At 71.8% G+C, this 7448-nt stretch carries 7 protein-coding genes; 5 read left to right on the top strand and 2 right to left on the bottom strand.

All coding sequences use genetic code 11. The annotated features are described in order from the left end of the window. The coding region (locus tag AOK18_RS23470) for a histidine kinase (protein ID WP_240503284.1) at window positions 1–732 on the bottom strand (732 nt) is incomplete at its 3' end. Between the two features lie 172 nt (window positions 733–904). On the opposite strand from AOK18_RS23470, the gene AOK18_RS23465 reads away from it, so the two are divergent. The 3 genes from AOK18_RS23465 to AOK18_RS23455 all read left to right on the top strand — a co-directional run bounded on the left by AOK18_RS23465 (window position 905) and on the right by AOK18_RS23455 (window position 5528). Then, window positions 905–2005, top strand: coding sequence for an ABC transporter permease (locus AOK18_RS23465; protein ID WP_055695631.1), 1101 nt, complete (start codon window positions 905–907; stop codon window positions 2003–2005). Next, the gene (locus AOK18_RS23460; protein ID WP_055695630.1) at window positions 2002–2685 is read left to right on the top strand and encodes an ABC transporter ATP-binding protein; all 684 of its coding nucleotides are present in this window, start codon (window positions 2002–2004) and stop codon (window positions 2683–2685) included. The genes AOK18_RS23465 and AOK18_RS23460 overlap by 4 nt, the downstream gene beginning before the upstream one ends. A 257-nt stretch (window positions 2686–2942) precedes the next feature. Further along, window positions 2943–5528, top strand: a complete 2586-nt coding sequence (locus AOK18_RS23455) for a GmrSD restriction endonuclease domain-containing protein (protein WP_055695629.1) — start codon at window positions 2943–2945, stop codon at window positions 5526–5528. 75 nt (window positions 5529–5603) lie between these two features. Here the strand turns inward: AOK18_RS23455 and AOK18_RS23450 are convergent, their stop codons facing one another. Then, a complete protein-coding gene (locus AOK18_RS23450; RefSeq protein ID WP_055695628.1) occupies window positions 5604–6074 on the bottom strand; it encodes an ATP-binding protein in 471 nt (156 codons plus the stop codon). A 162-nt stretch (window positions 6075–6236) separates the two neighbouring features. On the opposite strand from AOK18_RS23450, the gene AOK18_RS23445 reads away from it, so the two are divergent. After that, the gene (locus tag AOK18_RS23445) at window positions 6237–7109 is read left to right on the top strand and encodes a helix-turn-helix domain-containing protein (RefSeq protein WP_055572091.1); all 873 of its coding nucleotides are present in this window, start codon (window positions 6237–6239) and stop codon (window positions 7107–7109) included. Then, window positions 7106–7306 (top strand): DUF397 domain-containing protein, encoded by a 201-nt coding sequence (locus AOK18_RS23440; protein ID WP_055695627.1) that lies wholly within the window; start codon window positions 7106–7108, stop codon window positions 7304–7306. Before AOK18_RS23445 ends, AOK18_RS23440 begins: the two co-directional genes overlap by 4 nt. Window positions 7307–7448: the final 142 nt, after the last annotated feature.

Raw genomic sequence — 7448 nt, 5'->3', positions numbered from 1 at the left:
CCGAACGCGCCCTGCCCGGCGGGCCGCGTCGACGTGACGGGCGGCGTCGTCGGGCCGGCCGGGCAGGGCGCGTTCGGCGGCGCGCAGCAGCAGCTGGATGCTGGAGAGCCCCTGGGCCAGGGTGTCGTGGATCTCGCGGGCCAGCCGTTCGCGTTCGGCGAGCACCCCGGCGGTGTGCTGGGCTTCGGCCAGGTCGGCGCGGGTGGCGGTGAGTTCCTCGATCAGCTGCCTGCGCCGTTCGCTCTCCCGGTACAGGGTCTGATACCCCCACACCACCGCGACGGCGACGGCGGCCCCGAGCGCGGGGCCGATCGCCATGGCCGGGCCGAAGGAGGGCTGGTGGGCGGCGAAGCCGGCGATCGCCGCAGCCGCGGTGGCCGTCACGGCGGTGAGCCCGGCGCGGCGGGACAGCAGGTGGAGCTGGAGGAAGTACAGCGGGAAGGCCACCCACACGCCGTCGGGGGACAGGGCCAGCAGCACCAGCCATACGGCGCCCACGGCGGCCAGCCACCAGGCGGCGGCGCAACGGGAGCGGCGCACACGGGGCAGGAGCGGCCCGGCCGCGTACACCGCGGCGCACACCGCGGCCACGGCGGTGATCGATCCCGCGTGGGGCCGGCCGTCGGCGACGGCCCGGCCGGCGGTCAGCGCGAGCAGGCCGGTGACCAGCAGGTGCAGGCACCAGGCCAGGACCCAGGGGGTCGGGATCGGTGCGGGGGCGACGGTGTTCACAGTGCGTCCCAGGTTACGGAGGCGGGCGCCCGGGGGCCTCTGTCGAAAGAGGGAATCCGTGCGCCGCCTTTCGGCCCGCGAAGTGCCGTCCTGCGCCGGACGCGCGCACAGGGGGCCGGCGGCGACGGTGGAGTCGTACCGCTTCCACCATCGGAAAGGACGGGCCGAGGCCGTGTTCGTCGCCTGGAGAGACCTGAAGTTCGCCAAGGGGCGCTTCGCCCTGATGGGGACCGTCGTCGTCCTCATCACCCTGCTGGTCGGGCTGTTGTCCGGCCTGACGGCCGGCCTGGGCCGGCAGAACGTCTCCGCGATCACTTCCCTGCCCGCCGACAGGATCGCCTTCCGGGCTCCCGGCGGCGGTCAGGACCTGTCGTACTCCCACTCGACCGTCACCGAGCGGCAGTGGCGGCAGTGGTCCGGGGCCCCCGGCGTCGAAAGCGCCGAACCCCTGGGGATCACCACCACCAGGGCCACCGTCGGGGACAGGAGCGCCGGGGTCTGCGCCTTCGGCGTCCGGCCCGGCTCACGCCTCGCCCCGGACGGCGGCCGGATCAGTGACAGCGGGGCGGTGCTGTCCACCGCGGCCGCCGAGGACCTGGGGGTGGAGGACGGCGACTCCTTCACCCTGGCCGGGCAGCGGCTGAGGGTGGCCGCCGTGCGGGGCGACGCCCACTTCAGCCACACCCCGGTCATCTGGACCAGCCTCGACACCTGGCGGAGGATCGCGCCGCCCACCGGCACCGGGGACGGCGAGGGCGAGGGTCCCGCCGCCACCGTCATCGCCCTGAACACCGCGTCCGGGGCCGACGTGGCGGCCACCGACCGGCAGGCCGGCACCAGGACGGTCACCGTCGACGAGTCGCTGTCCGCGATCGGCTCCTACGCCTCCGAGAACGGGTCCCTGCAGCTGATGCGCGGCTTCCTGTTCGCCATCTCCGCCCTCGTCGTCGGGGCCTTCTTCACCGTGTGGACCATCCAGCGCAGCGGCGACGTCGCCGTGCTCAAGGCGCTCGGCGCGCCCACCTCGGGCCTCCTCAAGGACGCCCTTGGTCAGGCCGTCGTCCTGCTCGTGGGCGGCACCCTGCTCGGCACCGGTCTCGCCGCCGCCCTCGGCGCCGCCGTGGCCGGCTCGGCCGTGCCGTTCCTCCTCACCCCCGCCACCGTCCTGCTCCCCGCGGCGGTGACGATCCTGCTCGGCGTCCTCGGGGCCGCCCTGTCCGTCCGCCGCATCACCTCCGTCGACCCGCTGACCGCCCTGGGGAACGTCCGATGAGCCTGACCCTGACCGACATCACCCTCACCTACCCCGACGGCGAGGACCGCCTGACCGCTCTCGACCGGGTCGGCCTGGAGGTCCCCCGGGGCAGCCTGACCGCCGTGGTCGGGCCCTCCGGGTCCGGCAAGTCCAGCCTGCTGGCCGTCGCCGCCACCCTGATCACCCCCGACGCCGGCACCGTCACCGTCGACGGCACCGCCACCACCGGCCTGACCCGCGGCGAGCTGGCCGCACTGCGCCGCCACCGGATCGGCATCGTCTTCCAGCAGCCCAACCTGCTGCCCTCCCTCACCGCGGCCGAACAGCTCCAGGTCATGGCCCGGATCGAGGGCCGCAACCCCCGCGCCGCCCGGAGCCGCGCCCTGGCACTCCTCGACGCGGTCGGCCTGGCCGACCGGGCCGACCACCGCCCCCACCAGCTCTCCGGCGGCCAGCGCCAGCGCGTCAACATCGCCCGCGCCCTGATGAACGACCCCACCGTCCTCCTGGTCGACGAACCCACCAGCGCCCTCGACCACGAACGCGGCGCCGCCGTCATCGACCTGCTCACCCGCCTCACCCACCAACGGGCCACCGCCACCGTCCTGGTCACGCACGACCGCACCCACCTCACCGCCGCCGACCGGATCGCCGAGGTCCACGACGGCCGCCTCCACCTCCAGGCACCGGTTCGCTGAGGCGGGGGCCGTGAAGAGGGAGCGGCCTGGCACACTCCGGGGCCGACTACCGTTCACGGACTGCCCGCAGTGCGGAACGGCCTTCCAAAGGCGAACCGGACCTCCGTGTCCAGACTCCGGCCATCGGTCAGGGAGGACGCACAGTGCGGTGTGCCCGGATCTCCGACGGTTCCGCACCTCATGGGGCTTTTCCGGTACGGAGGACAGCCGGGCCTGATGTAATCGGCGGCGGACGACCGCGAATCGAGGGGGCCATCATGCAGGCCAAGGAAACGTTGTTCGCCGATCTCGTGCAGGGCCGGGCCCAGCAGTTCCAGGTACCGCTCTACCAACGGACGTACTCCTGGACCGAGAAGCACCTCAAGCAGTTGTGGAGCGACATCCTGGAACAGGCCGATCTGCTCGAGTCCGCGGAGGAGAAGTCCAGCACGCACTTCCTCGGTTCGGTCGTGCTCGCACCGTCACCTCAGAACGATGCGACGTTCTCCCGCTGGCTCGTCGTCGACGGCCAACAGCGGCTGACCACGCTGTCCCTGGCCCTGGCCGCCATCCGGGACCATGTCGCGGACACCGCGCCGATCCAGGCCCAGCGCATCGACGAGCAGTACCTGATCAATAAATGGAACAGCGGCAACGACCACCTCCGTCTGCTGCCGACGCAGGCGGACCGGCCTCAGTTCGCCGCCCACATCCGCGGCTCCCTCACCGATCAGGCCACCGGCAGCGGTGTCGCCACCGCCTATGCCTTCTTCCGCAAGAAGCTCGTCGAGGCGGACGATCCGGCGGCCCCGCAGGACGTGTTCCGCATCGAGCAGGCGATCACCTCCCGGCTCACGCTGGTGGCGGTGACCGCCGAGCGCGGCGACAACGTGCACCGCATCTTCGAGTCGCTCAACAACACCGGCCTCAAGCTGAGCCAGGCCGACCTGCTGCGCAACTACCTCTTCATGCGGCTTCCGACGCGCGGCGAGCACGTCTACGAGACCTACTGGCTCCCCCTGCAGGGCAGTCTGAGCAACGACGAGCTGGAACAGCTCATGTGGCTGCAACTGGTGCTCGAAGGAGACGACCGGGTCCGCCGTCAGGACCTGTACACCGCCCAGCAGAAGCGCTTCGAGGAGAGGAAGACGGGCGAGGCGGAGATCGAGGAGTACATCAGGGAACTGCACCGCCGCAGCGTCCACTTCCGCCGGCTGCTGCACCCCGAGGAGGAGCCCGACCCCGCAGTCCGGGCCGCGCTCCGCCGCCTGGACGCGTGGCAGGCGGCCGTCACCTACCCCGCCCTGATGCTGCTGTTCGACCGGCGCGAGCGCGGGGAAGCGGACTCCTCCGAGACCGCCCGCGCCCTGGCGTACATCGAGAGCTTCCTCGTCCGCCGGATGATCTGCCGGGTCCCGGTCAACAACCTCAACCGGATCTTCCAGGCCGTGCCCGGACAGCTCCCGCTCGACGTGCCCGTCACCGAGGGACTGCACCGGCTCCTCTCCTCCGAGAACCGCTTCTGGCCCGACGACACCGAACTGCGCGACAAGATCAGGAAGGCGCCGTTCTACCAGTACGGCCGGTGGCAGCAGCGCAAACTGGTGCTGCAACGGCTGGAGGAGAGCTACGGGCATCCCGAACCCGTCGACTTCGCCGCCGCGCAGCTCACCATCGAGCACGTCATGCCGCAGTCGCCCGGTGACGAGTGGCTGCGTGCACTGAGCGAGGAGGCGGACGGCGAGGAGACCTCGGAGGAACTGCACGCCCTGTTCCAGCACACCCTCGGCAACCTGACGCTCACCGCGGTCAACGCGGAGCTGTCCAACCACCCCTTCGAGCGCAAACAGGACCTGCTGCGGGGCAGCCACCTGGAGATGAACCGCCGCATCGCCGCCACCGAACGCTGGGGCGTGCGCGAGATCCTGGCCCGTGCCGATGAACTCGCCGACCGCGCGATCGCGTTGTGGCCGGCCCCGCTGCGCGGAGTCGGCCGCGCGGAACGCAGCCGCGACTGGCAGCTCGCCCACCAGGTCCTCGCCGCGCTCCCCCACGGCACCTGGACCTCGTACGGCGACCTCGCCGCGTTCCTCGGCTCCGGCGCACAGGCCGTGGGCAACCACCTGGCCAACACCCCCGGAGTGGTCAACGCGTACCGCGTCCTCACCTCCGAGGGCAAGGTCTCCGACGGCTTCCGGTGGGCGACGCCCCAGAAGGCGGGAAGCGACGACGTCCGCGCCCGGCTGGCCGCCGACGGCGTCCGCTTCACGGCCACCGGGGCCGGAGACCCGGCCCAGCGGCTCACCGCCGACGCTCTCGCCGCGCTGCTCGCCGGCACGGACGACGACCGGGCGGACGGCGAGGACACCGCTCAGGACGGCACCGCGGGAACGCCGGGAGAGGAAACCCGCTCCGAACGGTTCTTCCGCCAGCTCGCCGCGGACGACTCCCCCGAGACCGTCGAAGCGGTCCGCGCGCTCTTCGCCCACTGGGAGGCACTGGGCGGCTGGATCGGCCACGGCGCGGGACACGTCACCACGAGCGCGTACCTCATGCTCGGCGAGGCGGGCGGCCCCGGTCGCGGCATCTGGCCGATGACGCTCTACCCGGGCGCCGGGCGCGGGGGCACGGCGGAGGTGGTGTTCCAGTACCTCGCCGCGCGGGAGCCGTTCACCGACCGCGCGCTGCGCGCCGAACTCCTCACCCGCCTCAACACTCTGGACGGTGTCGACCTCCCGGAGGGCAAGCTGGAGCTGCGTCCCAACCTCCGGCTGTCCCTGCTGGAGAAGGACCGCAACCGAGAGCTGCTCACCGAGACGCTGACGTGGTTCCGGGACCGCTGGGAGGGCCGGGGCACGTCCTGAGGACGGGCCGGCCGACGGCTGGGCTGTGGTGAGCAGGGCGGGCGGGGCACCGATGGCAGAGTGCCCTTGCCCTGCCTACCGCCCTGTCCGGGCAGCCCGCCGGGCGCACTCCGCCCACACCGTCTTGCCGCCCGGGTGATGGGGCTCGCAGCCCCAGGCGTCGGCGAGCGAGGCGACGAGGAGCAGGCCCCGTCCGGACTCGCCGTCGGCATCGGCGACCGGGGTCGGGGCGGGCAGGCGTTCGCCCCGTGCGTCGGTGACCTCGATCCGCAGGGTGGCGGGGGTCAGGGCGAGGGCGAGACGTGCGTTCCTGCCGCGTACCCGGCCGTGCAGGGCCGCGTTGGCGGTCAGTTCGGCGATGAGGAGGGAGGCCGTGGCCGTGCTGTCGTCGTCGGCGGGCTCCGACCGCCCCTGCTGTGCGGCGAGCCAGCGCTCGGCCGCATGGCGTGCGGTGTGCGCGCCGTGCGCCGTGGTGGGAAACATGGTGCGGAAGTGGGCTGTGCCGACGGTCGGTTCACCGGGTGCGGTGACGGTTTCCTGAGTCACATCACCGAGGGTGACCGGTTCGTCCTACTGTGTGGAGCACTCCGGGCGGTACGCAGGGTGACTGTCCTGGGACAGACAGTGTGATGTACGGGTGTACGGCCGTGTCCCGGCCGGGCTTTCGCCGGTTCGTCCTCTGCACAAGGAACAGGGTGGTGGTACGGCATGGCAGCGCAGCCGGGTACGGGGGTTCCCGCGGGCGACGAGGCGGACGGCACGGACGAGGTCGCGGACCTGTTCCGGGCCCTCGGCCGACAGATCAAGGTGGCCCGGGAGCGGGCCGGGCTGAGTCAGAAGGAGCTGGGTGACCGGCTCGGGTACGGCGAGGAGACGATCTCGTCGGTCGAGCGGGCACGGCGAACGCCTCAGCCCGAACTGCTCGTCGCAGTGGACCAGTTGCTGGACTGCGGGGGCCTGCTCGCGTCCGCGGCGGAAGACGTGGAACGGGCGAAGACCCGGCGGAGGGTGCGGCATCCGGAGTGGTTCCGGAATTACGCGCGGTTGGAGGCGGAGGCGGTCGAGCTGCACGACTACAGCTCGCTCGCGATCCCCGGGCTCCTTCAGACGGAGGCTCACGCACATGTCGTATTCGGCACCCGCCAGCCCCTGTTGGACGAGACGACCGTCGAACAGCGCGTGGCCGCACGGCTGGACCGCCAGCAGATCTTCGACCGCTGGCCTCCGCCGTTCACCACCTTCACCATCGAGGAATCAGTATTGCGTCGGCCGCTCGGCGGATGGAACGTTCATCGGGAGCAACTTGAAGCGCTGCTGAGGTTCGGCAGGCTACGCAGTGTGGAGTTCCAGGTGCTGCCGACGGAACGCAAGGAACATCCCAGCCTGGGTGGGCCGTTCATCCTGCTCACTCCGAAGGGCAAGCCCCAGGTGGCATATCTGGAAGTGCAGCACGTCAGCCGTCTCATCACGGATCCGGACGAGGTACGTATCCTTGCCGCGCGCTACGGCAGCATCAGGGCGCAGGCGCTCACGCCAGAAGAGTCACTGACCTTGATCGAGAAGATGCTGGGAGACCAATGAACACTGAACAGGACGCACGGCTGGATTGGTTCAAGAGCAGCTACAGCAGCGGCGAAGGAGGGGCGTGCGTCGAGGTCGCCGCCGACGCGACCCTCATACGTGTACGGGACTCCAAGGAGCCCGGTGGCCCTCGGCTCGCGTTCGCGCGGGGCGCATGGGCCGGGTTCGTCGCGGATCTGGGGCGGGACCGGGTCTGACCTGCAGCGCCCTGGACCGTGGCGCTCAGGCCCTTCCTGGCACGACCCTCCCCCGGTGGCGGTGGCGGCACCGTCCGGCTCCGCCACCGGTCGCCCGAAAAGGGGCCCTGCACGGCGTGACGGCTCCGGGCCGGACGGGCCC

This window comes from Streptomyces prasinopilosus (genome assembly GCF_001419695.1).
Classification (GTDB): domain Bacteria; phylum Actinomycetota; class Actinomycetes; order Streptomycetales; family Streptomycetaceae; genus Streptomyces; species Streptomyces prasinopilosus.
Note: the sequence above shows the minus strand (reverse complement) of the source record. Positions and strands in the feature narration are given on the sequence as shown.